The organism is Pseudoalteromonas sp. 23_GOM-1509m, assembly GCF_000518425.1.
Lineage (GTDB): Bacteria > Pseudomonadota > Gammaproteobacteria > Enterobacterales > Alteromonadaceae > Pseudoalteromonas > Pseudoalteromonas tetraodonis.
In genome coordinates, this window is record NZ_JADO01000012.1 from 26,189 (window position 1) to 52,650 (window position 26,462).

Sequence of the window (26,462 nt, forward strand, 5' to 3'; positions counted from 1 at the left end):
TTGGCTTGCCCTTCATCAATAGCTTACGTAGAATCCCGCTATTATTTTTTATAAAGTGATTGGTATTATCAAACAGCTGTTTAGTGCAACCGGGCCTTTGGCTTTATCAATAGATGGATACTCACCACGCCAACCTCAAATTGATATGGCCGTGGCTGTTGAGGATGCATTAAAAACAAGTTCCCAGCTTGTTGTTGAGGCCGGTACTGGCACAGGTAAAACCTTTGCTTATTTAGCACCAGCCCTTAAATCTAAAGGCAAAACAATAATTTCAACCGGTTCTAAAGCACTGCAAGAACAGCTGTATCATCGTGATTTACCGGTGTTAGTAAAAGCCTTAGGCGCGGCTAAAAAAACGGCATTGTTAAAAGGGCGTGCCAATTATTTATGCACTTATCGGCTTACCCAACATGTTGCACACGTACCCACAGACGACCCTGATGTAATGCATCAGCTCGCTATGGTTGCTAAATTTGCCAGTGAAACGCATACGGGCGATTTAGCCGACTGTATTGGTATTGAAGAAGATGCCAAAGTGTTGCCGTATGTCAGCTCGACTGCAGATAACTGTTTAGGTAAAGAGTGCCCTGACTTTCAAGAGTGCTACATTCGTAAAGCGCGTTTAAAAGCAGGGGATGCCGACGTTGTCGTAATTAACCATCATCTATTTTTTGCCGATATGGCGGTTAAAGAGTCTGGCTTTGCAGAGCTAATGCCCAACGCAGATGCTTATATTTTTGATGAAGCCCACCAGTTAAGTGAAATTGCCAGCGACTATTTTGGCGAAACCATGAGTACTAAAAAGCTGGTGGATTTAATTAATGATTTACGCGCTATTTACCGCGCTGAAATTCCTGACATGCTGCAATTAGGAAAAAGTTTGAATAAATTGGAAACCAGTGTCGCCGATTTAAGATTGCAGTTTGGTGTGGACGGTAGCCGCGGGGATTGGCGTGAAAAGCTCAGTAATAAGCTTATTTGCTCTGCATTACATCGTGTTATTAGTGATTTAGAATTTGTGTATCAGGTTTTAAAACATTGCTTAGAACGAAGTGATAAAATTGAACACCCATTTGAGCGGGTGCTGGCATTTAAAGGCCAGTTAGAGCGTGTGTTCGACACCGCCCAAACAGGCTTTAGTTATTGGTACGAAACCACGCGTCGCTATTTAACCATAAATATAACGCCACTGAATGTATCGGCTAAATTTGCTTTGATGATGAAAGAGTCTGGTGCAGGGTTTGTGTTTACCTCAGCCACGTTATCGGTCGACAACGAACTCACTCACTTTAATGCCAGCCTTGGGTTAAAACCAAAGCAAAGTATGATGGTAGACAGTCCGTTTGATTATGAAAATCAGGCGCTATTGTGCTTACCGCGCTATTTACCTGAAACCCACGCAGATAATATGCCGCATGCGATTGTAAAGTTAACTCTCGAACTCATAAAATCAGCAAAAGGGCGTTGTTTTGTGCTATTTACTAGTTACCGAATGATGCATTTGGTGGCTGAGGGCTTAACCACACAAATGGACTATCCGGTTTACATGCAAGGGCAAATGTCTAAACGCATTATATTAGAGAAATTTACCCGTCATGGTAATGCCGTGTTGCTCGGTACTGCGTCCTTTTGGGAAGGGGTTGATGTAAGAGGCAGTACTTTAAGCTGTGTTATTATCGATAAACTGCCGTTTGCAGCGCCCGATGATCCGCTTTTGCAAGCTAGAATGCAAGATTGCCAAATGCAAGGAAAAGACCCGTTTGCGCATATTCAGTTACCACAAGCGGTTATAGCCTTAAAGCAGGGGGTAGGTCGCTTAATTCGTGATAACAAAGATAAAGGTGTGTTAGTAATTTGCGATAATCGTTTAGTTACACGCCAATATGGACAAGTATTTTTAAAGAGTTTACCGCCAATGCGCCGTACACGTAGCTTAGAAGATGCAAATACATTTTTAAAACATATTAATTGAGTACAAAAATGATCAAAAGTAACATTCTCGCCCTAGACGCTTCTACAGAGGCTTTATCGCTTGTTTTGCATTATCAGGGTAAAACATTTCATCATTTTGAAGAGTGTCCGCAGCAGCATAGCCAAAAAATTCTGCCACTTATTGATGAGCTGCTTAATAAAGCCAATTGTAAATTAAAAGATTTAGATGTTATTGGCTTTGGCCAAGGTCCAGGCAGCTTTACGGGTGTTCGTATTAGTGTGGCCATAGCACAAGGGCTTGGGTATTCAACGAATTTACCGCTAGTGGGGGTTTCTACCTTAGCGGTTATGGCGCAACAAGCGTTTGAACAATTTGGCGATGAAGTGGTTTATTCAAGCATTGATGCGCGTATGGGGGAAATATACTTTGCTCAATACCAAGTTAATAATAATTTGATGACACTTCAAGGTGAAGAACGTGTTTTTAAGCCAGAACTGCTTGATGCTTCATTGATAGACACAAACAAAACAGCAACCGGCGTGGGGACAGGATTTAAAAGTTATCCCGATGCATTAACTACATTTACAAATGTGAGTGTACACCCTGAAATTACGCTACCCGATGCACAATACATGTTAGCGTTAGTGGATGCACAGTACCTTGCAGGTAATGGCGTAAAAGCCAGTGATGCTCAGCCTAAGTATGTGCGTGACACAGTGACATGGAAAAAATTACCGGGCCGCGAATAACGCTAAGTTGTATTGTTTGCATATTGAGCTATTTTAAATCATAATTTAAGCATGTTGTTGGTTGGAGAAGCGTAATGTCGCTGCCTATAAGCTCTGGTTTTTTTACTGGTGATATCCCTGCTAAGGTGCGTTCTACTGCTGTTGTTACGGCAAAGCCTGAACGACTATCAGAGCAGCCAATACCACTGAAAACCAATACAGATTATGTTAAGAGCAGTCCTGAAGGGCTCGAACTTGCAAAAGAGTTTGTAAAAGCGAACACCAAAGAGGCCCAATATAGCCAAACTATTTACGATCAACCGAGTGCGCAAGTCAGTAAGGCAATTTCTACTTACACTGAGTTTGCTAATTTAGAGCGAAGAGCTGAAGTTCAAAGCTTAATTGGTGTTGATATATACGCTTAGCTAAGATTAAAAAAGCAAAAAAAGCCCGAATACTTTATTCGGGCTTTTTATTTTCATACCAGTGATTACTGCTCTATATAACCAATTAGTTTTTTAGCTATGTCAGTATTGTTTTGTGAACCAATAAAATCATCGCTATTTTTACCATAGGCAAATACTTGCACATCAGAAGCGGTATGTCCGCCCGTTGTCCAACCAGTGAAACTTAAATCATTGATAATGCTTTTAACCGCTAAATTAAGGGTTTTTTCACCCATGGCTTTAGCTTGCTTAAGTTTAATTTCGTTTTCAGTTGTAAACTCAATACGGGTATTGGCCTGCCATACCGTTTTAAGGTTATCTGATCCCATTAATAATTTGGTTAATGTACCCGCAGTGGCTTTAACACCTTTGATGATGTCGGTTTCCCATTTGTATTGGCCATGCGCGCCAATGGTTAAACCGCCTGTAGAGTGATCAGCCGTGATCACTAAAATAGTGTCTGGGTTTTTATCTACATAGGCTTTTGCCGTTTCGATTGATTTTGCAAAGTCGTCCATTTCAGCCATTGCGCAAGCAATGTCATTTGCGTGACCACACCAGTCAATTTGGCTGCCTTCAATCATTACAAAAAAGCCTCTATCGTTTTGCCCATCAAGCAAATCAAACGCTTTAGAGGTTAACTGTTTTAATCTCGTAGGGTTTTCATCTAGCGCAAAAGGTAATCCCTTAGGTGCGTATAGACCAATGGCAGGGATTTGTGTGATTTGACCTAAGTTTTTAATATCGTCGCCGTATTGATAACCTGCTTTTTTAAATTCGTCGACTAAGTTTCTGTCATCACGAATAAAATATTGAGTACCACCGCCTAACATTAAATCAACCGGTAATTTACCAGCAATTTTATTGTCAATGTAGTCGTTTGCGATGTCATCATAATTTCTTCTTGATTCATTATGCGCGGCAAAACTTGCAGGTGTTGCATGGTTAATTTGTGATGTAGCCACTAACGCTGTTGTCATTCCTTGCTCTTTTGCAATTTCTAGCATGGTTTTAACCGGTTTTTTGGCCGTATCGACAGCGATTGCACCATTATAACTTTTATGGCCGCTGCTAAGTGCGGTTGCACCTGCGGCACTGTCTGTTACATAAGTATGGTCATCAGGATAAGTGTGCGCCATGCCTTTCAACATGGTGTCGAAAACGGTTGTTTCTATTTCTTTTGTTGTAGGGTCATCTTTGTAATAACGATAAGCGGTAGTGAAAGCGGGACCCATGCCATCACCAATCATATAAATAACATTTTTAGGCGCTGTTTGAGCGAATGCTCCTGTTGTACATAAAAGCGCTAATAAGCCGAACTGTTTTTTCATTGTGTGTACCCTTTAAGTGTACTTATTTTAATAGCGACTATTATTGTATACCGATAGCAAGATAAATAAATGAATATGTTATGAAATCTTGAAATTTAAGTGTGTGTTCTATTAGTTCAGTTCTATTATTTGTGTATTAACTCTTGTATGTTATGGCCATAACCAAATAAAAAAGTTGAGGTTTGCGTTGCAACCATTTTCGGTAAAAGCTAATGGCCTAGATATACACGGTATTAAATTTGGAGACGGTGAAGACGTCGTTATCGCTCTGCATGGCTGGCTAGATAATAGTGCTAGCTTTGTGCCTATGCTGAGTCGAGCTGCACCTTCGCAAACATGGTATTGCATTGATTTTCCAGGGCATGGACTGTCATCTTGGCGAAGCCCTCAGGCACATTACTACTTTATTGATTATGTGGATGATGTGTATGCATTAATCACAGCGCTTAAGTTAAAGAAGGTACACTTAGTTGGTCATTCTATGGGGGCTATGGTTGCAGGACTATTTGCTAGTTGTTTTAGTGAGTATGTAAAATCTGTTTCTTTTATTGAAGGTTTAGGTTGTGTCACTACCGATAGCGATGAAGTGTGTTCTCAGCTAAGAAATGCCATACTAAACCGAGCAAGGCTTAGTACAAAAAAATCACGGGTATACACTTCAAAACAACAAATTTATCAAGCACGTGCAAAAACAACTGATTTAAATAATGAACAAATTGCATTGCTGATGGACAGAAACATAAAACAAATGCACAGTGGTTTTGAGCTAACTTGCGATCCTAAGCTTAAAAATCACTCAGGTTTTCGATTTGATGAAGCGCAATGTATTGGTGCAATAAAAGAATTAATTGCACCATGCCAATTAATATTAGGTGATAAAGGTTATCCATTTGTAAAACAAAATCTAGACAAGTATAGTAAATATTACAATAACTTGAGTGTAGTAGATGTGCCTGGTGGGCATCATTGCCATATGCAAAGTAGTGGACTATGTTTTGAACACATTCACGCATTTATGGTGCAAAGTAGTGCATGTTAATTGTATATTACCGATAAATGTGGGATTATCTCTAGATTAGAGTATTTGCTCAATTGTGAAAGTGCCTTACTTAGATTAAGGTTAATAAAAATATAATTATAAACAGGGGCTAAGAGTGGAAAAAATCTGGCTTAAGCGCTACCCAGAAGGTATGCCTGAAACAATCGATCCTGAGCACTACAACTCGTTACTCGAAGTGTTTGAAAAAAGTTTTAATGATTACAAAGATTTACCTGCATTTACTAATATGGGTAAAACATTGTCATACAACGAAATTGACGCAGCAACAAAACGTGTTGCGGCTTATATTCAAAACGATTTAGGATTAAAAAAAGGCGATAAAGTCGCTGTTATGATGCCTAACTTGTTGCAAACCCCAATTGCTATATTAGGTATTCTACGCGCAGGGTGTGTTGTGGTTAACGTTAACCCGCTTTATACCGTTCGTGAGCTAGAGCACCAATTAAAAGATTCTGAAACATCAGCAATATTTATTCTTGCTAACTTTGCTGTCACGCTTGAAAAAGCACTGCCTAATACTGACGTTAAACACATTGTGGTTACGCAGGTTGGTGACATGATGGGTGGTCTTAAAAAGCATTTAGTTAATTTTGTGGTTAAGCATTTCAAAAAAATGGTACCAAGCTATACGTTGCCTAACACGATTAACTTTTGTGATTTATTAAAAGCTGATCTGAATGGCTATAAGCGCCCAGACGTTAACTTAAGCGATTTAGCATTTTTACAATACACAGGTGGTACAACCGGTGTGTCTAAAGGGGCAATGCTGAGCCACGGTAATATGGTGGGTAACCTTGAGCAAGTATCTGGTTGTTTAGATAACGTGCTTGAGCGTGGTAGAGAAGTGGTTATTACCGCGCTACCGCTCTATCATATATTTGCATTAACAGCGAACTGTTTAGCATTTATGAAATACGGCGGCTTAAACGTTTTAATTACTAATCCACGTGATATGCCTGGATTTGTAAAAGAGCTTAGTCAGCATAAATTTACTGCTATTACAGGGGTGAACACTTTATTTAATGGCTTATTAAATACCCCTGGTTTCTCTGAGCTTGATTTTAGTCACCTTAAAATGTCATTAGGCGGCGGCATGGCAGTACAACGCCCTGTTGCAGAAAAATGGCAAAAGGTCACTAACAGCAAACTAATGGAAGGCTATGGCCTGACAGAATGTTCTCCTTTAGTCACAATTAGCCCGTATGATTTAGAAGCTTATAATGGCTCTATCGGTCTACCTGCGCCAAGTACTGACATTAAATTAATGCTCGATAACGGTGAAGAAGCTGCTAAAGGTGAGCCGGGTGAACTGTGGGTAAAAGGTCCGCAAGTAATGCTTGGTTACTATAATCGCCCTGATGCAACGGCTGAATGTTTAAAAGATGGCTGGTTTGCAACTGGTGATATTGCCACTTACGATGACGAAGGTTTTTTCTACATTGTTGATCGTAAAAAAGATATGATTATTGTTTCAGGCTTTAATGTTTTCCCAAATGAAATAGAAGAAGTGGTTGCCATGCACGAAGGCGTCCTTGAAGTGGCCGCGGTTGGTATCCCTCATGACATTAGTGGTGAACAAGTTAAAGTTTTTGTTGTGAAAAAAGACCCTTCTTTAACTGAAAAAGATATAATAAAACATTGTCGTGATAATTTAACTAATTACAAGGTTCCTAAACTCGTTGAGTTTAAGGATGAGTTACCCAAAACTAACGTGGGTAAAATTCTCAGAAGAGCCTTAAAAGATTAGCAACTATAAAAAAGCCGACATCAGTCGGCTTTTTTATTGTAGGAGACTCAGTGCACTACCAATTGATCCAAACCCAAAATGAGCTTAATACGTTTGTAGAACAAATTAAAAACAAACCCATTCTTGCTATTGATACCGAGTTTATGCGCCGCCGTACTTTGTATCCAGAAGTTGCACTTATTCAAGTTTATGATGGTGAACATTTAGCGCTTATTGACCCGCTTGCCGAGCTTTCCTTGTTTGATTTTTGGCAAATACTTAAAGATCCTAAAGTGCTAAAAGTACTCCATTCACCCTCAGAAGATATTGAAGTTTTTCAAAAGTACGCAGGGTTTGTTCCTTATCCTTTATTCGATACCCAGTTTGCACTTCAGCTATTAGGTGAGGGAAACTGTATGGGCTTTGCCTTAATGGTGAAAACATTATTGAACATTGAGATTGATAAAAGCGAATCGCGCACTAATTGGTTACAACGCCCCCTTACTCAAAAGCAACTTGAATACGCTGCTGCTGATACGTATCACCTGCTGCCTTGTTTTGAGTTAATTATAGATAGCATTAAAGCCGCTGATTTATTTGATATTGTGATCAATGAAAGTGAATTAGTTGCCAATAAACGTGCTTTTCAAATTCCGGATGAGCTACTTTACAAAGAAATTAAAAATGCATGGCAACTTAAGCCGCATGAACTAGCGGTACTTAAAGAGTTAGCAGTATGGCGTCGAAATAAAGCTATTCATAAAAATCTAGCGCTTAATTTTGTGCTTAAAGAGCACAATATGACCGAAATTGCCAAACGAGGCCCTTCAAGTTTAAATGCTCTGAGACAAATTCCTGGGGTAGAACCCATTGAAGTGAATCGTTCTGGGGTTGAAATTTTAAAGTGTATTGAGCAGGCCAAAGCCATTCCAGCTGAGCAACACCCACAAGTATTAAAGCGGTTAATTGATTTTCCTACCTATAAAAAAGTAGCGAAGGAGATCAAACAAAAAATTACTAAAGTTGCTAAAGAGCATAACATTCCAGAAGACGTTATGGCCTCTAAAAAGCAAATAAATCAGCTAATTAGTTGGAACTGGAAATTAACTGCTCAGCAAAAAGAAAAACACATAAAACCAGATTTACTCAGCTCATGGCGATATGATTTTGTTAAAGATGCGCTAAAAGAGTGGGATAATTAGAGTATTAAATAGCTTGATGTAAAAAATAAAAAGGGCGCTTAGCGCCCTTTTTTATTATTTCTTTTCTTCGTCAGGTAATGTGACATTGAGCTCGAGTACCGCTAAATCGTCTTCATTTTGATCAAACTGAACTTGAACCGCATCGGCGCCTACATTAACGTACTTACGAATGACATCAAGAATATCTTGCTTTAATTGTGGCAAGTAATCTGGTGTTCCACGCTGAGAACGCTCGTGCGCGACAATGATCTGCAATCGCTCTTTTGCTAATGACGCACTGTTTTTCTTTTCTGAGCGGAAGTAGTCAAGTAAAGACACATTAACCTCCAAATATCCGTTTGAATAAACCCTTTTTCTCTACATCTAAAAATCTAAATTCAACCGTTTCGCCTAATAAACGACTGATCGCATCAGCATAAGCTTGACCTGCGTCTGATTCGCTATCAAGAATTACCGGTTGTCCAGAGTTTGATGCACTAAGCACTGCCTGAGATTCAGGAATGACACCTAGTAAGTCGATGGCTAGGATGTCCTGGATATCTTCAACAGATAGCATTTCACCTTTTGATACACGATCTGGATTATAGCGTGTTATTAGCAAATGCTCTTTAATGTTTTCTAATCCTTCTTCGGCACGTTTCGATTTACTGTGTAAAATGCCTAGAATACGATCCGAATCTCGTACTGACGAGACTTCAGGGTTGGTTGTAACTATTGCTTCATCAGCGAAGTACATCGCCATCATAGCTCCGGCTTCAATACCTGCAGGAGAATCACAAACAATATAGTCAAAGTCTTCTTTTAACTCGTTCAATACGCGTTCAACACCATCACGGGTGAGTGCGTCTTTATCGCGAGTTTGTGAAGCAGGAAGTAAAAATAACTTTTCTACACGTTTGTCTTTTATGAGTGCTTGATTAAGGTTAGCTTCGCCATTGATTACATTAACAAAGTCATACACTACGCGACGTTCACAACCCATGATGAGGTCTAAATTACGTAAGCCGATATCAAAATCGATGATAACAGTTTTGTAGCCTTTTAATGCTAAGCCTGTACCAATTGCTGCGCTTGATGTTGTTTTACCAACACCCCCTTTACCCGAGGTAACGACAATTATTTTTGCCATGAGATTTATCCTTTAACCAAAGCTGAAATTTCTAAAGATTCATTTTTTTGTTGTATTTGAACTGCGTTACCCCAGTGTTCACCTTGCAGTGAGTCACTGATCCAGTAATTACCATTGATTGAAACGAGTTCTGCTTCTAATTTATTACAAAATATGTATGCGTTTTCGAGCCCTTTTGCGCCGGCAATTGCACGCCCTCGTAGGGTTCCGTAAATATGTACATTGCCATCGGCAATCACTTCTGCGCCATGGCTTACCGCGCCTAACACCACCAAGTCGCGGTCTTTGGCGTAAACTTGTTGGCCTGAGCGCACCGCACCATTAATAATTTGCGCTGGTAAATACACGGTTTTTTCTACAACCGAAGTATTTGACTCTACTCTTGCGGGTTCACTCTTAACGTCTTGTGAATAGTTTAAAACAGATAACCCTGCGGCTTTTGCCTGTTTATGCTGTTCATCCGAACCATTACATACACCTACAGCATTAAAGCTCATGCGTTCAATAAGCGATTTTAAGTGAACAAAGTCGATTGCGCTGTTTTTTACTTCAATTAAATTGACGACAATGGGGGCACCCTCAAAGAACTTTGGGGCTTGGGCAATTTTTACATACAGTTGTTCTGCTAAAAGGTTAATATCAGTACTATAAAGATGTAAAACTGATAACGTAAAAAGGTTGCCTTTTAGCTCAAAAATTTGGTCCGACATAGATGCTCAACTGGATTGTCTAGTTAGCATGTAACTTTATATAAACCTAGGCTGAACAAGGCTTTTATTACAGTTTCCACACTAATTTTTATAACTTATTATTATTGCCATGTTATAGTGTGTAGCACTGTTAAGCAAGATTTTATAGGGCCATAATGCTAACTGCGGTATATAAAAGTAAGAAAAAAGCAGATACTTTCTTATTTATTGAAAAAAGAGACGATTTTAGTAAAGTTCCGGAACCTTTAATGGCCATGTTTGGTCAACCTCAGTACGTGATGATCATTAACTTAGCGAAGCGGACTCAATTAGGCGTAGCGGATTTAGACACTTTAAAACAGTCGCTTAGCGACCAAGGCTATTATTTACAAATTCCGCCACCAGAGGAAAACTTGCTAAGTCAATTAAGAAAACAAAATGGAGCAGATAGTGATTAAAAAATTAGCGGTTGTATTGTGTGGTGTGTGTTTAAGCTCATCGGTGATGGCAAAAACACAAGCTGAGTTTCAACAATATCTTACTAATTTAAAGCAAGAGGCAATAGCAAAAGGCTACGATACTCAGTTAATTGAGCAAGCATTTGCCACTGCATCTTATAAAGAAAAAGTCATTTCAGCAGACAAAAACCAGCCAGAAGTAAAAGAAACGCTGGAAACGTATTTACCAAAACGAGTACCGCAATGGAAAATAGATCGTGCGCGTAAATTGTATAAAGAAAACCAAGAAGTCTTGGAAAAAGTAGCAAAAGACTTTGGTGTTCAAGCGCGTTTTATTGTGGCTATTTGGGGTTTAGAAAGCAATTTTGGCGCTATTCAAGGCGGCCACAATGTTATTTCATCCTTAGTAACTTTAGCATTTGATGGACGGCGTGAAGCGTTATACAAACGCCAATTGTGGGCAGCACTGGATATATTAAAGTCGGGTCATATCACGCTTGATAAATTTAAAGGCTCATGGGCGGGTGCTATGGGTCAAACCCAATTTATGCCAACCTCATTTAATGCCTACGCCGTTGATTACAACAACGATGGCCGCAAAGATATTTGGACAACCAAAGAAGACGCGTTTGCTTCAATTGCAAATTACTTAAAGCAAGAGGGTTGGAATGATAATTTAACCTGGGGTCGCCAGGTACAATTGCCCGCTGATTTTGATAAGCAGTATATATTAAAGCGCGGTACTAAAACCCGAAAGCAATGGCTAGAGTACTGGGATAAATCAGAGCGCTCTTTAGCAGATTGGCAAGCATTAGGTGTTCGTCGTGTTGATGGCAGTGATTTACCTACGGTTGCTGTAGATGCAGCATTAGTCATGCCGGATGATATAAATGGACGCATGTATTTAGCATACGATAACTACAAAGTATTTATGCACTGGAATCGTTCATACTACTTTGCAACCAGCGTAGGTTATTTGTCAGATAGAATTGCTTACCCAAAAATTTAAGCTAAAGCGAATAACTAAAAAGCCGCTCATTGCGGCTTTTTTAATGGTTTACTGCTCTTTTTTGAATATTTTATCTTTAAGGTCAATGACTTTACCAATGCCTGATCCTAGCTTCATTAACTTGTTGAGCTGCTCAGGGGTTAAGCGTTGTAATTCTGACGACCATTTAGTCACTGTTTCAAGTAAGTTATGAATTTCGCCCATTTGTTTTTGTGCGTAGATTTCATCGTCGTTACTTGCTTCATCTAATAAATTATCTCTGAGTAAGCTAAGCGTAGGTTCTACTTCACGCTTTTTACGTTCTTCAAACACGCGATTAGCCATATCCCAAATATCGCCTGCAGGTGCATAGTATTCTTTTCTATCTCCTGGGATATGCATTACCTTGATCAGCTGCCAAGATTGTAATTCTTTAATTCCCATACTTACGTTACCGCGTGAAATACTCAGTGCATCTGCGATTTGGTTTGCCGTCATTGGATCTTTGGTAATAATAAGTAATCCGCACATTTGGCCGATTGTACGATTAAATCCCCAGCGGCTGCCCATCTCGCCACAATGCATTACAAAGGCAAAGTTTTTTTCTGATAATGTCATTGTTACAAGTTTCAAAAATAAATGAAATCTATGCTAGCACGCTGGTTAAGTATGGCAAGCGTTTAGCTTGGATAAAAAACCACGTTTTACGACTAATGATTGATATAGATTAATATTTAAGCATTTATAGTGGGTTATGTTGCGGGTATGCAACATGACATTGTTGTTTAACGCCTTTGTTAAATAGCATAAATTTTTTATAAACGATGGAATGACTATGAAAGCAGCAATAAATACAGAATATAAAGGCAAGTTAGAAATCACCGATTTACCAATCCCAGAGGTAGGTCCTAACGATGTGCTGGTTAAAATAGCCGCTTGTGGTGTATGTCACACCGATTTACATGCGTGTCATGGTGATTGGCCGGTAAAACCAAAAATGCCATTGGTACCAGGTCATGAAGGCGTGGGTGTGATAGAAAAACTAGGCAGTAATATTAAACATTTAGAAGTGGGCGACCGAGTGGGTGTACCTTGGTTGTATAGCGCCTGTGGCCATTGTGAATTTTGTTTAGATGGACGTGAAACCCTGTGTTTATCGCAACATAATACCGGTTACTCAATTGACGGTGGTTATGCAGAATATTGTTTAGCACATGGTGATTACATCATCAAAATACCGGAAGGATTAGGCTTTGCTGAAGCTGCCCCGTTATTCTGTGCCGGCGTAACAACGTATAAAGCATTAAAAGTATCAGATGCAAAACCGGGTCAATGGGTTGCTATTGTTGGTGTGGGCGGTTTAGGTCACTTAGCGGTGCAATATGCAAAAGCAATGGGCTTTAATGTTATTGCTGTAGATACAGGCAAAGAAAAAATGGCCCTAGCTAAAGAGTTAGGCGCTGATATTACGCTTGATTTTAAAGAAGTGGTGCCAAGTGAGGCTATTTTTGAGCAAGTAGGTGGGGCGCACGCTGTTGTTTGTACCGCAGTATCAAAACCTGGGTTTGAACAAGCGTATAAAAGTGTTCGCCGTGGGGGCAAATGCGTATTAGTTGGCTTACCACCAGAAGATATGCCATTGCCAATTTTTGATACTGTGCTAAATGGTGTTTCAGTAGTAGGTTCTATTGTAGGTACACGTAAAGACCTTCAAGAATGCCTTGAATTTGCCGCACAAGGTAAAGTAAAAGCCATCATTGAAGAGAAAAAACTCGAAGATATTAATGAAATTTTCGATGACATGCTCAAAGGTGAAATTAACGGCCGTATAGTTGTTACAATCTAACTATACCAAAATATAGTGCGCACAAACCAACCTGGCTTGTGCGCATTGTATGCTATAGCGTATAACTAAAGCTTAACTTTGCATTTCTTTCCTCACCTGGCATACCGCCTAAAAACATGGCTTTAGAATAGTATTTTTTATTAAACAGGTTATTAATGTTTAATTGCATTTGCCAGTTGTCTGCTTTATAGCTAACTGCAGCATCATACACGGTATAAGCAGGGACGTAGCCGTTATCAATACCGAACGAGCTTGAGTTAGTACTGCGCTTATCAACAAACGTTAAGCCTGCGCTTAAATCTACTGCGTGAGGTAATTCAAATAACGCAGCAGAGTAAGTTACCCATGAGCTAGCAGTTACATAAGGCACGCCTTTTTGGCGAGTATCAAAGCTTGTGCTGTTTGGGTTAGTTTTATCTCTAGCATCTTGATAAACACCGTTGATGTTAACTTTCCATTGATCGTTCAAATACGCATTTAAGTCAATTTCTACACCTTTGGTTTGTTCTTCACCATCAAAGAAACTTTCCACTACGTTTGGTGCAGACACGCCTGCTTCATAAAGTGGGTTGGCATATTCTAAATTAGTACGTGCACTTTCAAATACTACAATTGAAGCCAGTAATTGGTCATCAAACGCTTTAAAACGAAATCCTAAATCGTTACTAACAGATTCTGAGTCTTCTCTATCGGCTTCATTACCAGCAACAGAGCCAAGTACACTGTAGGCAGTACGACCTTTTGAGTGATTTAAAAATAAAGCCATGTCAGCGCTTAATTGATAAGTAGCCCCTAAATTGTACGTTAAACCGCTATCTGAGGTGTTTGCCTCTGGCGTTGGGTTTGCGCGGCTTTGACTATAACGTGGGTCAACACCAAAATGCTCGTAACTTTGTTTTATACGATTATGAGCAATCCCAATACGGGTGGTGATTTTATCGTTAATGTAGGCAACATGCTGAAGGCCTAAACCCCATGCCTGTACTTTTTTATTATAATCGCTGCTTTTAAGCGGATCGTAATCATTAAATTCACCTGTAGGCCAATTTGGCTGACGCATATCAAAAATATACGGCAGTGCGCCTTGGTAAATAACTTCACCGGCTTTGTTTTTAATGACCTTATCGGCATCGTAAATAGAATATTGTTTAAAACGAATATCACGGTCTTCATAATTGGCATTAACCAGTAATTCGTTTTCTATGTTACCGAGTATAAAGTCATAACGTAAATCTAAAAAGTATTGCCATGATTTTTCATCCGCTTCTACTTGGCGGTACTCTTGGCGTCTGGCTGCAAAAGGGTATAACACGTCATCAACAACTAGCGGTGCGCGTGGGTCTTGGTTGATCACGCCGTTACGTTTCCAGTAAACGTAGTTGTAAGCACCTGTTTGGCGGGCAAAACTTGAGGTGTAATTACGGTACTGTAGTTGTTGATTAACAAATAAATCATCACTAATGTAATAATTATGGGCTAATTTAAAACGCAGCTCTTCACCTTCGTTATCCTTTGCCATCGGTGATATTATGCCATTGGTGCCAAAGTTAAAGGGTGTTAAACCATCATTGCTTGCCAAAGAGTTAGCTAGTTCATTTCGTTGTGCTTCACTCAATTGTAAGCCACTTGCTGTAGGGTCATTCACTAAATCGGCGCCTGATACTTCACCTGCAGTTAAACCGTTAACCGATTCATTGTTAAAAATACGAATAGGGTGGCCGATAGAATCAACAGCAATGGCGTCCTTGATATAGGCTCCCGATAACACAAACGCATGTTGATCATTTAGAACATATTTTAAAGACGAATAAATTTCATCACGTTGTTCTTTTAAATCACGAAAGCCATCGCTAGAGGCGGTTTTCGCCATGACTCGATAAGCTAAGTCGTCTGTTATTGCATTGGTGCTATCGAGTGCCAGTGAATAACTATCCCACTGACCAATATCCATTTCTAAGGTATGTTGTTCGTTAAACTGTGGCTTTTTTTCAATCAGGTTAATCACACCACCAGCACTGCCCATGCCGTATAAACCAGTTGCTGGGCCTTTTAATACTTCAATTGATTCAACATTGGTTAAAGAACGCGTTGGATTAAAGGTATTGCCTAATCCTGCACCACCGTACATGCCATCATAGGTATAATTAGCACCTAAACCACGAATTACTAAATTATCACCAATGCCATAGTTGTTACCGGCTTGCGTTAAACCACTTACATTACGGATCACATCTTGTAAGCTATCAATACCTTGCGATGCAATTAGCGCTTTATCAACAATGACCACGGGTGCAGGGGTTTCCATTAGTGACATATCAGATTTAGTGGCCAAACCTGAGCTCATTACCACTCGGTTTTGTTGCTCGTAAACACTAATACGTTCAATATCGGAATTAACTTGTGACTCGTTTGCCAATGCCAAGTGCGCGTTTAAGCACGCGAGTGTGAGTAGTGAGTATTGAAACCTTTTCATAGAGTGATAACCATTCGCATTTGTTAATTTTCGTGAATGATAATGGTTATCATTTTAAAATAAAATAAAAAGTTCAAACTTTTTTACTTTAATGGGTGTGTTTGCTTGATAGTTATACAATGTGATTTAAAAACAATCACATTTAAAAATATTAACGGGGTATTGCAGCCCCTAGTTGGCTTTACCAAGAGAGAATTTAAATAAAGTATTGATGATTAAATGGGCAGTTTAGCTACATTAGCTAAAAGATTGTTAAGGTTGAGCTAAGCTCAACCTTATAAAGATGTTTTGGGTTTACTGCTTGTAAACGACACCGGCTTTCATTACAAAAGGAATACGCTCTAGTGTAGAAATATTTTTAAGTGGGTTAGCACTCACCGCTATAATATCAGCAGCAAAACCAGTTTTAATTTGCCCCAGTTGTGAATCTGCCTTTAGTAATTTAGCACTATTAATGGTCGCGGCTTGAATAGCTTGTAATTCACTCATACCAAATTCAACCATTCGCGAGAACTGTTTCGCATTATCACCATGTGGATAAATAGCCGCATCTGTACCAAATACCATGTTAACCCCAGCTTCAACGGCGCGTTTAAAGCTGTCTCTTTGCTTTTTAGAAACAAGGCGTTCTTTATTTAGGTTCTCTTCATCTACCCCATTTTGCTCACCAAAGCTCAGTGTATATTCAGTATTGTAAATATCCATAGAGAGCCAAGTACCGTGCTTTATAGCAAGCTCAATCGCTTCATCGTCTAAAAAGCTAGCATGCTCTACGCTGTCTACACCGGCTTTAATGGCTGTTTTAATGCCGTTAGTGCCGTGTGCGTGAGCCGCAACAGGCAATTCTCGCATGTGCGCTTCATCCACAATGGCTTTCATTTCTTCAAATGCGTATTGTTGTATGCCCACCTTTGTGCCTTTAGAAAATACCCCACCAGTTGCACATAATTTAATTGCATTAGCGCCATATTTAATATTTTCACGTACTTTAATGCGAACAGCCCATGGGCCATCAGCAACCCCCGAAGCGGTATACTTCATTTCTGGAGGCAAACGATTATTGTCACAGTGTCCGCCAGTAATCCCCAAAGAAGGGCCTGCAGCCCAGATGCGAGGGCCAATAATATCACCTGCATTAATGCCGTCGCGAACCGCAATAACACTAAAGCCCTCTGCACCTAGGTTACGCACCGTGGTAAAGCCGGCTTCTAATGTTTTTTTAGCAAAGTAACTGGCTTTAATAGCCATACGCGGTACTGATTGGCCTATACGTTCACTGCGCGAAACGGTTGGATCGCTGGTTAAATGCACATGCATATCCATCAACCCCGGCATTACGGTGAGTTCAGGTAGGTTAATCAGTTCATCATTACTGGTAAGCGTTGGCTTTTTATTAAATTGAATTTGGCTTATTACACCCTCGTCAATCGCGATTAACGGATTAGCTTTTAGCTCTCCAGTTTTTACATCAAGCAAAGCTTTGGCGGATATATAGGTGGTTGCCAGTGTACTTGCGCTGGTTAAGCTCAGTAATGCGATTGATGTAGTTAGTAAATGTTTTTTTATTTTGATCATTTTTATTATTTAATTATTTAAATTTACCTGAATGTAGCAATCATTAGCTATTGAGTAAATTATTTAGCGACGAATCCCACTCACCGTAATTGCTTTATTTAAGGCATTTAAAACCGCATAATTGGCGGGTAAAAACTAACAAGGATCTTTATGAAAGTTATTAAAATAGCACTGGTTGCCAGTAGCGTTATGTTTGCATTAAGTGGTTGTATGAGCACCAGCTCACAATTAAACACAAATCAGCCGGTCGCGCCTGTAATAAGCGAGTTATCAGCCGAGCAACAGTTGGATGTGCTCGTTGCACAGTACTACGATGAGTCATTAACCTTTAATCCCTTAAGCGCCACTTATAACGGTCGCCATGAATTCGATGATCAATTCTTGCCGGTGATATCGCAGGCTAATCGTGATAAAAAAACTGCTTTTTATAAAAAATATCAACAACGTTTAACGCTAATCGATGAATCACAATTAACAGGGCAGGCGCTACTTAACTTTGAAGTATTATCGCGAGATTTAGCCCTGAAGCTTGAGGGCATGCAATATAAAGATTATTTGTTACCGATTAACCAAATGTCGGGAGCACATAATACCTTTGCTGGATTTGGTTCAGGGCAAAGTGCACAGCCCTTTAATACTGTTGCCGACTATGAGCAATTTATTAAACGTGCTGATGGTTTTGTGAAATGGTTAGCCAGTGTTGAACAATCAATGGCGCAAGGTGTTAAACAAGGCGTGGTATTGCCTATGCCATTGGCTAAAAAATTATTGCCTCAGTTTAAAGTGCACGTAGTAACTAACGCAGAAGATTCATTATTTTACTCACCAATAAAAGCCATGCCTGACTCATTTTCTGATGCACAAAAACAGCAACTCACTGAGCAGTATAAAACGCTTATTTTAGATAAATTAGTGCCCGCTTATCAGCGTATGAGTGAGTTTTTACTCAACGACTATATTCCTCATGCTCGCGATTCTGTTGGTTATGCTGATTTACCTAATGGTAAAGCGTGGTACGAATATCAAATCAAGAAAAACACCACGTTGAGTTTATCAGCAGATGAAATTCATGACATTGGCTTACGTGAAGTGGCTCGAATTTTAAGTGAAATGAAAACGGTTAAAAACACCGTGGGATTTGAAGGTGATTTAGCATCGTTTTTTGATCATTTACGTGACTCAGATGAGTTTTATTATAAAACAGCCGATGAGTTAATTGCCGCCTATGAAGATATTAAACTAAAAATAGATGCGCGCTTACCGCGATTATTTAATATTGAGCCTAAAGCCCCTTACATTGTTAAAGCAGTAGAAGCGTATCGTGCGCAATCGGCAGCGGGGGCATCTTATGCAGGGCCTGCACCAGATGGTTCTCGTCCGGGTATCTTTTATATTAATGCTTACAACTTAAAAGCGCAGCCTAAATTTTTACTTGAAACGCTGTCTATTCATGAAGCAGCACCAGGTCATCACTTTCAAATTGCACTGCAACAAGAAGTGGAAAGCCTGCCTGATTTTCGTAAATTTGGCGGCTACACTGTGTTTGCTGAGGGCTGGGCATTATACGCAGAGAGTCTTGGCAAAGAGCTTGGCTTATTTACCGACCCGTATATGTGGTATGGGCGTCTTAACGATGAGCAGCTAAGAGCTATGCGTTTAGTGCTTGATACAGGCTTTCATGCCAAAGGGTGGACACGTCAACAAGGCATTGACTACATGTTAGCAAACTCTTCAATGGCAAAAAGCGATGTTATTGCTGAGGTTGAGCGTTATATTGCATGGCCTGGGCAAGCATTATCGTACAAATTGGGTGAGTTTAAAATTAAAGAGCTCAGAGATTACGCCCACCAGCAGTTAGGCGAGCAATTTGATATTAAAGCCTTTCATACGCAAATATTAATAGATGGCGCATTGCCTATGCCTATCTTAGAGCAAAAAATTAAACGTTGGGTTAAATCTCAGCAGTAACATAATCGCGCAAAGTCATTATTTGAACAGGGATTGGCTTTGCGCGCTTTGCTGCAATACGTTAGAATGCGCGCTCTTAAAAGGCGCGAGAACACCATGTTTGATCAACAATTAGCAAAAACCCAATTTTGGCTTAGCAAAAGTCTCAATGAAATGAACCAGCAAGAATGGGAAGCCATTTGTGACGGATGCGGAAAGTGTTGTTTAAACACCTTTATTGACAGCGAAGACGAAGATGACTTTACCGCCACTGATCAGCTAAGAGAAGGTGAGCAACTTATATTTACCAATATTGTTTGCCAATACCTTGATAACGCAACCTGTGGTTGTAGTGAATACGAAAACCGCCAAACCTTAGTGCCTTCTTGCGTTAAGCTTACCAAAGAAAACCTCAAAGACATTTTCTTTATGCCGCAAAGCTGCAGCTATCGCCGACTTCACGAAGGACGTGGATTAGCAACGTGGCATCCGTTACTTAATAACGGCGATAAAACTAAAATGCACGAGCTAAACATTTCTGTTAAAGATAAAACCGTAAAAGACTGTGACGTAAAGCTAGAAGATTTTGATTTGTATATAGCCGAGTGGCCAACCAAGGATTGCAATTAATGAGTAAATTACAAGCAAGTATTGGTTTAATTAATCCAAAAAGCCCGACCAACGTGGGGGGCGTATTACGCGCTGCAGGCTGTTATGACGCACAGCAGGTTTTTTTTACTGGTAACCGTTATTTAAACGCACAAAAATTTCATACCGATACTAAAAATGTAGTGCAACGTATTCCATTAACCGCCACTGATAACTTAGCATCATGTAAGCCTGAAGGTGCTAAAGTGGTGGTGATAGAGCTAATAGAAGGGGCGACACCCTTGCCTGAATTTACCCACCCTGAAAACGCATTTTATGTGTTTGGTCCAGAGGATGGTTCAGTGCCAAAAGACGTTTTAAAATGGTGTGATGAAGTTGTTTATATTCCAACCATAGGCTGTATGAATTTAGCAGCAACCTGTAATGTTGTTCTTTATGACCGGCTCGCCAAGCTTGGCGGTATTCAAAGTAGTGATGAAACCATTATCACTTCACGCGATACCAATAATAAAATGAAATGGCAAAAACAACCTTAAACATATTTGCTGTTTAAGGTTTATCCCTTGCTAAATGTAAAATAAAGTAACTAGTTAACTTAAAAAATAAGCAATTCGTCTTTTTTAAACACTATAAATGTAAAACTATGTAATTATATTAAAAAATTATAATTATAAGAGCTTATTATTTATGTTGTTCTTGCACCATGCGATTAGGTGTTACTTGGTTGTTACATTGATATATATACTCAGTGCCTGCACCAGCAAACCTGCAAAATTAGATCCCCTCGTTGCTAATACTGGTCAACAATTATCTAGCGTGGCTCAATCAACCGATGTTATTTTCTATGATCTTAAGTTAGCCGTTTTTCCAGAAGCAAAGCAGATAGCCGGCACAGGGAAAACAGTATTTCGGGTCGTTAAAGAAACTCAGCAAATTGAACTAAAACTCGATAGTCGCTTTAGTATAAATACAGTAACAGTGGGTGATAAGAAAGCCGAATTTATCCATTCTCGTGGTGTGATCACGATTAACTTATATGAGAAAAAGTACCCTGGAGAAGTGGTTGAAGTTGCCATTAACTATTCAGGCAAGCCACATATTGCGCTTAACCCTCCATGGAGTGGTGGTTTTGTATTTAGTGAAACAAACGATGGTAAACCTTGGATAGCAACAGCGGTGCAAGGTGAGGGCTGTGATTTATTTTGGCCTTGTAAAGATCACTTTAGTGACAAAGCCGATAGTATGCGTATACGGGTAACGGTACCCACTGGATTGTATGTTGCCAGTAACGGGGTACTAAAAAATGTAACTGTATTACAAAACAAGACTACCGAGTTTGATTGGTTTTTATCTGAGCCTGCGAGTGATTACAACATTGCGCTGAATATTGGCCCATTTGAGCGTGTTCAACAGCAATATACCAGTATAAATGGTACTGACATTCCTGTGGAATTTTGGGTGTTACCTGAAAATAGGCAAAAAGCCAGTAATTTGCTCACCAACGATGTTTATCAACAAATGGCATTTTTTGAATCTGTGTTAGGTCCATATCCTTGGGGGCAACAAAAACTTGGCTTTGTAGAAACGCCTCATTTAGGCATGGAACATCAAACGATAAATGCTTATGGCAAAGGGTACACTCGCGACCCTAGTGGTTATGATTGGCTTATTCAGCATGAATTAGCGCATGAGTGGTTTGGTAATTTAATGACACATGAGCAATTGAATGATGCGTGGTTACATGAAGGTTTTGGCTTTTACATGCAACCCTCTTACAGTTTATATACCTTTGGTGAGGCCGCTTATAACCATGCAATGTATAAAGCCTATTTAGGTATAAAAAACTGCCAACCTATTGTTAAAAAAGGTGAATTAAGCTCAAAGGAAGCTTTTAACTCAGATATTTATGGTAAAGGAGGCTGGACATTACACACTTTGCGTTGGTTAATTGGTGATGAGTTATTTTGGCGAGCAACACGCGAGTTAATCTACGGGAGTAGCGACACGCAAAGTCTCAGTTACCCAATTCAATCGCGATATCGCAACACGCAGCAGTTTATTGATATTGTTAATCGCATTACAAAAAAAGACTATAACTGGCTATTTGATGTGTATTTAAAACAAGCTGCATTGCCAACACTAACCATGGAACGTCAAAATAACGTGGCCAATTTATATTGGAGCAAAAGTGAAAAAGATGCGACGCCTTTTAAAATGCCAGTACCCATTTCAATTAATGGCCAGCTTCAAGTTTATACACCAATTGAAGGAGTCATTACCATTAAAGCTAAACCTGTTGATCATATTATTGTTGATCCACAGATGAAGGTACTTCGGCAATTACCGATCACAAGCCAGTGCCAACAAGATGAGTAATTTAGATAAAGCGTTACTATGGGGATAAAATTTTTCCCCATAGTGCTTTTAAACACTTATTTATCTAGGCTCTGCTAGTCTAAAAATTAAACGCACTGTGGCAAAGTCATCCTTGAAATAACTAGTTATTTATTATTATTTTTGTTCTTTAATTTCATTGAAATCATATTTGCTAAGACATTCAGTTAAAAATTTGTTAAAAAGACACTGATAATAATGATTAATACTTAAGGTACTTATGTTTAGCTCGCTTAAATTCACCTCCAAAATCACCATTGCTGCATCATTAGTGTTGGTTTTAGTGTTAGGTGTTTTCACCATAAATAATTATTTTTCAATGCGGCATCAAACTCAAGAGCAGTTATCGCTGGTACTAGAGCAAAACTCTGAGTCTGTCTCTAAAAATATTGCAAGCTGGCTAAATAATAAATTAGCGATTGTGATCTCTATCGCAAAAACATACCAAGATGACGATGCCAAGTCTTTAACGCTTTCGCAATTAAATACCGCTGAGCTTGCGGGGGATTTTAAAAATACCTACATAGGTAAATCATCGGGTACATTTATTTTAAATGATCAGAGTGTTGTACTCCCAAGCGATTTTGATGCGACAAGTCGCCCTTGGTATAAATTAGTAGAAAATAAAACAACAACGGCTTTTACAACGCCTTATATCGATGTAACGACCAACGAACTGACAATTTCAGCCGTTGCCCCTATTAATAGTAATGGTCAATTTAAAGGGGTAGCGGGGGCAGATATTGATATGCAAACCATCGCTGAAATTATTGGAGATATTGATTTTTTAGGACTCGGTTATGGTTTTTTACTTGATAATAAAGGGCAAATATTAAGTCACCCTGATAGTAAATTAAATTCAAAAACAGTCGCTGACTTAATTGGTAAAAGTGCACCGTTAGCAAGAGAATTCACCGAGTATCAAGTAGCAGGTGAAACCTCGCTGGTATCCTTTACTAAAATTCGTGGTATTGAAAACGTTGATTGGTATTTAGGTGTAGTAGTCAATAAAGATAAAGCGTATTCAAGTGTTTCTTCGTTTGGGCAAAAGGCAATTGTATTTTTAATTATTGGTATTTTAGTGATTGTTGCGTCACTGGAATTTTTACTGCGTTATTTGATGCGCCCTATGTATCGTCTCAATGATGCCATTAGAGATATAGCGCAGGGTGAGGGCGATTTAACCTGTCGGTTAAGCGTAGAAAACGATGACGAATTTGGTCAATTGAGCAATTCGTTTAATATTTTTATAGAAAAAATCCAAAATTCAATAATTCAGGTTAAATCTTCAACGCAGTTACTAGAAACGGCAGTTGCTAAACTGGTTACGCAGACAGACTCAACATTAACTATGTATGATGACCAAAGTGAGCGCACCAACAGTGTGGCGTCGGCAATTAATCAGTTTTCAGCTACCTCAACAGAAATTTCAACCAGCGCCAGTAATGCCTCGACGCTTGCCAAAGATGCAGATCAATACTGTGCTAAAAATCAACAGACCCTCACAAACAACGTTTCAAGTATTCATCAACTGTCACAAAATATAGAGCAAGCGCAAGAAACCATAAATAGTTTAGACTCGCATACCGCTAATATAGGAAATGTATTAGCAGTAATAAAAGGGGTGAGTGAGCAAACCAATTTGCTGGCTTTAAATGCGGCGATAGAAGCGGCTCGTGCTGGCGAAGCAGGAAGAGGATTTGCGGTTGTTGCCGATGAAGTAAGGCAACTAGCACAGCGTACTCAGCAATCAACCCAAGAAATAGAAAACACCGTCATTGAATTACAAAAAGGTTCAAGCTCTGCCGTTGAACTTATGAAAACCAGTTTAGAAGAAAGTGAAAAAAGTGTTCAGCAAGCGGATGCGGTTGGCGATGTAATGAAACAAATAATCAGCGCGATAAAGCAAATAACCGACGCCAATCATAGTGTCGCTAATGCTACGGATGAGCAAAACCAAGTGGTTAAGTCATTACATAGTGATATTCACGTTATCAGCGACTTATCGACTCAAGGCCAATCAAACCTAAATCTTACTTTGGAAGAGTGTACCAAACTTAAGCATCAATTTAGTGACTTAGAGCGTATGGTTAAAAAATTCAAAGTATGATCAGTAAAACAAAAATAAATAAGCCAAGCTGGCTCAATTTAATCAATATTGACAGCGTTTATAGCTTTGATAAACAACGCCAAGTATTTTCGTTATTTACCATGATAGCGATTGCCTTGGTGTTAATTACCTATTTAGTAATTGCCAATCATCAAGTGTATGCACCAATCCTTACTATTGCGTTAATTGTGGTTAACGTAACGATTGTAGGGTGTATTATTTATTTTATGAAAACAAAGCAGATTGATGCAATCGCCCTCATCACTTTAGTGATTGTATTTGTGATGTGCTTAGCTTTGGTATACACCGGCGGTAAAGAAAACACTGCTTTATATTGGCTAATGTTTTATCCCGTTGCTGTATTTGCCATACTGGGTGTGAAGTTTGGCGCCTGGTTAAGCAGTGCCATGTTATTGAGCTGTATTGTTATGTTGTATGGCCCTGATATGGGGCAAGTTATTTATGGCGCGGTAGAAAAGACCCGTTTTGTTGCTGCATTTTCGCTGGTGTTGGTCTTTTCTTTTATCGGTGAGTATTTTCGTCACCGAAGCCACCTTGCCATTGCTGATATCACCTTAGAGCAAAAACAGCATGCTCATACCGATCAGCTTACCGGGGCGCCTAATCGTCGTTTTATTACCTCACATTTTTTAAAGCTCGCTGCTTCAAGGCCAGAACATTATTTGCCGCTGTCTATTTTACTCATTGATTTAGATAAGTTTAAACAATTAAACGACAGCTACGGACATGATTTTGGTGATACGGTTTTAATTCAATTTACTAAGTTATTAGAGTCTCAGTTTCCTGCAACAGCGCTTAAAGCACGTTATGGCGGCGAAGAGTTTGTGGTTATTTTACCGCAACAAACAACCCTTGAGGCCAGCATTTTGGCCAACCGTTTTAGAGAATGTGTGCAAAACCATGTGATGCTAACCGACAAACATCAGCGAGTATCATTAACGTGTAGTATGGGTATTGCTCAGGCTAACAGTGTAGATGATTATAATAATGCGTTAAAGCAAGCGGATCAGTATTTATACAGCGCTAAGGCGCAAGGTAGAAATAAGGTGGTATCTGTACATGATCAACACGCCTCAGAATAAATTAATATATGTACACGACCCTATGTGTAGCTGGTGCTGGGGTTATAAACCTACATGGCATGCGCTTGAGGCTGCCTTGGCAAACAAACTTCCCATTGAGTACAGAGTGGGTGGTTTAGCTGCAGATACTGACTTGCCAATGAGTCAGGATATGCAGTTGCAACTACAAGCCATATGGCAAAAAATTAGCAGCCAGTTAGGCACAGAGTTTAACTTTGATTTTTGGCGAGACTGCCAACCTCGCCGTTCTACCTATCCCTCTTGCAGGGCCGCTTTAATTGCCCGCAGCTTCAACAAAGAACCACAGATGATCGCGGCAATACAGCAGGCATATTATTTACAGGCACAAAACCCATCGGATGAAGCGGTTTTAATTAAACTGAGCGAAATAATTGGTTTAGACGCCCGTTTATTTGCACAGTTACTTCACTCTAATGAGCTTAAGCGTCGCTTTGATGATGAGCTTAATTATGTTCGCAGTTTACCTATTCAAGGTTTTCCGTCGTTAGTATTAATACATAACAATCGCGCTTACCCTATTGCTATTAACTACACAGATTGGCGACAAACCCTGATTGAAATACAATCCTACCTGTAAACTTAATCCCACTATTTTCATCCCTGAATTGTAAAATAGGCCAATAAGGCTAATTTATTACCGTTGTCATAAAAGCGACTTTTTTACGCAACACGCTTGTCATTTTTAATCTATACA

Annotated in this window: 23 protein-coding genes; 16 read left to right on the plus strand and 7 right to left on the minus strand. The window is 39.4% G+C overall.

What is annotated here, in order from left to right; translation table 11 throughout:
* Positions 1-55: 55 nt before the first annotated feature.
* The 3 genes from N523_RS0105845 (at position 56) to N523_RS0105855 (ending at position 3,086) form a co-directional block, all read left to right on the plus strand.
* The gene (locus tag N523_RS0105845; RefSeq protein ID WP_013463302.1) at positions 56-1,972 is read left to right on the plus strand and encodes an ATP-dependent DNA helicase; all 1,917 of its coding nucleotides are present in this window, start codon (positions 56-58) and stop codon (positions 1,970-1,972) included.
* A gap of 8 nt (positions 1,973-1,980) precedes the next feature.
* Positions 1,981-2,682: a tRNA (adenosine(37)-N6)-threonylcarbamoyltransferase complex dimerization subunit type 1 TsaB gene (gene tsaB / locus N523_RS0105850; protein ID WP_016900163.1), complete on the plus strand. Its 702-nt coding sequence runs from the start codon at positions 1,981-1,983 to the stop codon at positions 2,680-2,682.
* Positions 2,683-2,756: 74 nt separating this feature from the next.
* Positions 2,757-3,086 (plus strand): hypothetical protein, encoded by a 330-nt coding sequence (locus tag N523_RS0105855; protein ID WP_028834575.1) that lies wholly within the window; start codon positions 2,757-2,759, stop codon positions 3,084-3,086.
* 65 nt (positions 3,087-3,151) lie between these two features.
* On the opposite strand, the gene N523_RS0105860 is transcribed toward N523_RS0105855, so the two are convergent.
* Positions 3,152-4,438, minus strand: coding sequence for an alkaline phosphatase (locus N523_RS0105860; protein WP_028834576.1), 1,287 nt, complete (start codon positions 4,436-4,438; stop codon positions 3,152-3,154).
* Positions 4,439-4,625: 187 nt separating this feature from the next.
* Between N523_RS0105860 and N523_RS0105865 the strand changes: the two genes are divergently transcribed.
* The 3 genes from N523_RS0105865 to rnd all read left to right on the plus strand — a co-directional run bounded on the left by N523_RS0105865 (position 4,626) and on the right by rnd (position 8,426).
* A complete protein-coding gene (locus tag N523_RS0105865) occupies positions 4,626-5,477 on the plus strand; it encodes an alpha/beta fold hydrolase (protein ID WP_028834577.1) in 852 nt (283 codons plus the stop codon).
* Positions 5,478-5,592: 115 nt separating this feature from the next.
* Positions 5,593-7,245: a long-chain-fatty-acid--CoA ligase FadD gene (gene fadD / locus N523_RS0105870; protein WP_028834578.1), complete on the plus strand. Its 1,653-nt coding sequence runs from the start codon at positions 5,593-5,595 to the stop codon at positions 7,243-7,245.
* 50 nt (positions 7,246-7,295) lie between these two features.
* Positions 7,296-8,426, plus strand: coding sequence for a ribonuclease D (rnd, locus tag N523_RS0105875; protein WP_028834579.1), 1,131 nt, complete (start codon positions 7,296-7,298; stop codon positions 8,424-8,426).
* Between the two features lie 54 nt (positions 8,427-8,480).
* Here rnd and minE read toward each other — a convergent pair whose 3' ends face one another.
* From minE to minC, 3 genes are read right to left on the minus strand one after another with little or no spacing between them, the layout of a single operon-like run.
* Complete coding sequence (minE, locus tag N523_RS0105880) at positions 8,481-8,744, minus strand: cell division topological specificity factor MinE (RefSeq protein ID WP_008111532.1); 264 nt, start codon at positions 8,742-8,744, stop codon at positions 8,481-8,483.
* Position 8,745: 1 nt separating this feature from the next.
* Positions 8,746-9,555 (minus strand): septum site-determining protein MinD, encoded by an 810-nt coding sequence (minD, locus tag N523_RS0105885; protein WP_013463309.1) that lies wholly within the window; start codon positions 9,553-9,555, stop codon positions 8,746-8,748.
* Positions 9,556-9,560: 5 nt separating this feature from the next.
* The gene (gene minC / locus N523_RS0105890; protein WP_013463310.1) at positions 9,561-10,265 is read right to left on the minus strand and encodes a septum site-determining protein MinC; all 705 of its coding nucleotides are present in this window, start codon (positions 10,263-10,265) and stop codon (positions 9,561-9,563) included.
* Positions 10,266-10,420: 155 nt separating this feature from the next.
* On the opposite strand from minC, the gene N523_RS0105895 reads away from it, so the two are divergent.
* Both N523_RS0105895 and N523_RS0105900 read left to right on the plus strand, forming a co-directional pair.
* Positions 10,421-10,702: a YcgL domain-containing protein gene (locus N523_RS0105895; RefSeq protein ID WP_013463311.1), complete on the plus strand. Its 282-nt coding sequence runs from the start codon at positions 10,421-10,423 to the stop codon at positions 10,700-10,702.
* Positions 10,695-11,711, plus strand: a complete 1,017-nt coding sequence (locus N523_RS0105900) for a lytic murein transglycosylase (protein WP_016900168.1) — start codon at positions 10,695-10,697, stop codon at positions 11,709-11,711. The genes N523_RS0105895 and N523_RS0105900 overlap by 8 nt, the downstream gene beginning before the upstream one ends.
* A gap of 48 nt (positions 11,712-11,759) precedes the next feature.
* On the opposite strand, the gene N523_RS0105905 is transcribed toward N523_RS0105900, so the two are convergent.
* Complete coding sequence (locus N523_RS0105905) at positions 11,760-12,308, minus strand: GbsR/MarR family transcriptional regulator (RefSeq protein ID WP_013463314.1); 549 nt, start codon at positions 12,306-12,308, stop codon at positions 11,760-11,762.
* 217 nt (positions 12,309-12,525) lie between these two features.
* Between N523_RS0105905 and adhP the strand changes: the two genes are divergently transcribed.
* On the plus strand, positions 12,526-13,536 hold the full coding sequence (gene adhP, locus N523_RS0105910; protein ID WP_013463315.1) for an alcohol dehydrogenase AdhP: 1,011 nt from the start codon (positions 12,526-12,528) through the stop codon (positions 13,534-13,536).
* Between the two features lie 52 nt (positions 13,537-13,588).
* Here the strand turns inward: adhP and N523_RS0105915 are convergent, their stop codons facing one another.
* Both N523_RS0105915 and N523_RS0105920 read right to left on the minus strand, forming a co-directional pair.
* Complete coding sequence (locus tag N523_RS0105915; protein ID WP_028834580.1) at positions 13,589-16,009, minus strand: TonB-dependent receptor; 2,421 nt, start codon at positions 16,007-16,009, stop codon at positions 13,589-13,591.
* 294 nt (positions 16,010-16,303) lie between these two features.
* On the minus strand, positions 16,304-17,575 hold the full coding sequence (locus tag N523_RS0105920; RefSeq protein WP_028834581.1) for a Xaa-Pro dipeptidase: 1,272 nt from the start codon (positions 17,573-17,575) through the stop codon (positions 16,304-16,306).
* A 159-nt stretch (positions 17,576-17,734) separates the two neighbouring features.
* Here N523_RS0105920 and N523_RS0105925 point away from each other — a divergent pair, with 159 nt between their 5' ends.
* The 7 genes from N523_RS0105925 (at position 17,735) to N523_RS0105955 (ending at position 26,345) form a co-directional block, all read left to right on the plus strand.
* Complete coding sequence (locus tag N523_RS0105925; RefSeq protein WP_028834582.1) at positions 17,735-19,552, plus strand: DUF885 domain-containing protein; 1,818 nt, start codon at positions 17,735-17,737, stop codon at positions 19,550-19,552.
* Between the two features lie 96 nt (positions 19,553-19,648).
* Positions 19,649-20,161: a YcgN family cysteine cluster protein gene (locus N523_RS0105930; protein WP_016900173.1), complete on the plus strand. Its 513-nt coding sequence runs from the start codon at positions 19,649-19,651 to the stop codon at positions 20,159-20,161.
* The gene (locus tag N523_RS0105935) at positions 20,161-20,676 is read left to right on the plus strand and encodes an RNA methyltransferase (protein WP_028834583.1); all 516 of its coding nucleotides are present in this window, start codon (positions 20,161-20,163) and stop codon (positions 20,674-20,676) included. Before N523_RS0105930 ends, N523_RS0105935 begins: the two co-directional genes overlap by 1 nt.
* Positions 20,677-20,872: 196 nt before the next feature.
* Positions 20,873-22,516: a M1 family metallopeptidase gene (locus N523_RS0105940; protein WP_231485789.1), complete on the plus strand. Its 1,644-nt coding sequence runs from the start codon at positions 20,873-20,875 to the stop codon at positions 22,514-22,516.
* Between the two features lie 238 nt (positions 22,517-22,754).
* A complete protein-coding gene (locus N523_RS0105945; protein WP_028834585.1) occupies positions 22,755-24,644 on the plus strand; it encodes a methyl-accepting chemotaxis protein in 1,890 nt (629 codons plus the stop codon).
* Complete coding sequence (locus N523_RS0105950; RefSeq protein ID WP_028834586.1) at positions 24,641-25,747, plus strand: GGDEF domain-containing protein; 1,107 nt, start codon at positions 24,641-24,643, stop codon at positions 25,745-25,747. Before N523_RS0105945 ends, N523_RS0105950 begins: the two co-directional genes overlap by 4 nt.
* Complete coding sequence (locus N523_RS0105955; protein WP_028834587.1) at positions 25,725-26,345, plus strand: DsbA family protein; 621 nt, start codon at positions 25,725-25,727, stop codon at positions 26,343-26,345. Before N523_RS0105950 ends, N523_RS0105955 begins: the two co-directional genes overlap by 23 nt.
* Positions 26,346-26,462 lie beyond the last annotated feature (117 nt).